The sequence below is a fragment of the Neptuniibacter sp. UBA6509 genome, from assembly GCA_002435145.1.
In the GTDB taxonomy this organism is placed as follows: domain Bacteria; phylum Pseudomonadota; class Gammaproteobacteria; order Pseudomonadales; family Balneatricaceae; genus Neptuniibacter.
The window spans coordinates 26,011-27,631 of sequence record DJLT01000043.1; the positions used below are offsets into that span (position 1 = coordinate 26,011).

The window sequence follows — 1,621 nt, forward strand, 5'->3', positions numbered from 1 at the left end:
CTGCTCATTTAGTAATTACCACTGGAAAATTCCCCAAAGTATAGGTTACAGCTACCAAATACAGAATTTAGAAGTAGATTCTGAGCCTTAACACTTTGTAAAAAAATTTCCAATTACTGTAGCGAAAGTGGCTTAAGCTTAGGAAGCTGTAAGATATTATGACGTTTGTATAAAGCCTTTGCTTCCGGGCTATTAATAACCCTCTTTGCTACTGAATTTAGCTTTTGAACCACCGTTTGGCTATCAAATATTTTATGGGAGATCACCAGATGAACATCTGTATGTTGATAGGAATAAGGTAAAACAGAAAAATGATTCGGGTTTAATGATGCCGTCTCTGAAATCACAGCCATACCGTTACGGTACTCAGCAAGAATAAGATCTATTCGACCCTTATCCAGCATTTTGAACATACTTTCAAATGAATTGACATCGACCAACTTGGGATGCTGCTGAATGAATTCATCTTTGTGGTAGCTGGAGCCATCAAGAATGCCCATTCTGTATTGATTTAGATCTTCAAGTTTAGTGACCTGAGGGATCTGATCACTTCGATGAAAAATAACGGTCTGCTCAATTAAAAGAGGCGGCTCAATATAATACATACGAGACTTTCGCTCTTCTGTCTTGAACATACAGACAGAGCCATCTAAATCGCCACTCTCAACACCTTGCATCACCTGCTTCCAAGGCATAATAACAACATCAAGATGTTGATTTTTTTCTGACACAATGAGTTGACTTAACTCAGCTAAAAAACCCTTAGTTGGCAGTTTATCCGAGATATAAGGCGGTCACTGAACACAGCCCAATCTAAGCGTGCGCTCAAATAACTCCGCGGACACTAAGCAGGAGAACAACAGTGATGAAATAATCAAAAAAAGTCTAAACATAACTTAAGTATAGAGTAGTTAAGCATTCCAACTACCTGAAATTTAACTCCTCCCCCCCCTTTAACACCTAACTATAAGATTGAGTCCTTAAACCTAGATTTTAAGTATATTACTTGCGCCGAATACCAATCTTACGGCCAATATTTTCAGGTGTAGCAAGCCCTTTTTGTTCACTTGCGAGCTTACTGATATTCGACGCCACTTCATTAGGAAATTCACAGCCTTTGCGTGCTGCAAGGTCTACGCACATCACCATCTGCTCAAGAGTCGAGGCTAGATACTCTGTGCCATCTTCATTTTGACCGTACATTTCAAAATAAAGATGTATCCGTTTTTCATCATGATCCAACAGCTGAGCGCGAACTTGTACTGTCTGATCTAGAACAACCTCATTATTGTAAGTAACGTGATTTTCTAACACCATCCAAGAGATATCCGTGGCTTTAGTAACCGCTTCACTTAAACCGATATCACTGACTAGCTTTTCCCCTGCTTTATCAAAGATAAGTACATAGTAAGCAACATTCATATGATTATTGTAATCTAACCATACTTGTTGAATCTTAGTTTGATAAATAGCGGGTGCTCTTTCGCTCATATTCCGGTCCTATTTATTACCGATGCTATTAATTTAGATACTAGTTCAGATATTGATTTTGATGTTAGCTTTGATATCCAGCCTAAGTTTTAACTTTGTTGTTAGGCTTATTAAATTAGTGTTGATTAAA

General features: G+C 38.0%; 2 protein-coding genes. Both read right to left on the reverse strand.

The features are described 5' to 3' along the window. Positions 1-113: 113 nt before the first annotated feature. Positions 114-785 carry a substrate-binding periplasmic protein gene (locus tag B4K11_RS05970; RefSeq protein ID WP_349680084.1) on the reverse strand — a complete coding sequence of 224 codons (672 nt, stop codon included), beginning with the start codon at positions 783-785 and terminating at the stop codon, positions 114-116. A gap of 217 nt (positions 786-1,002) precedes the next feature. Beyond that, entirely contained in the window at positions 1,003-1,491 is a 489-nt protein-coding gene (locus B4K11_RS05975; RefSeq protein WP_292957012.1) for a thioesterase family protein, read from the reverse strand. Positions 1,492-1,621: the final 130 nt, after the last annotated feature.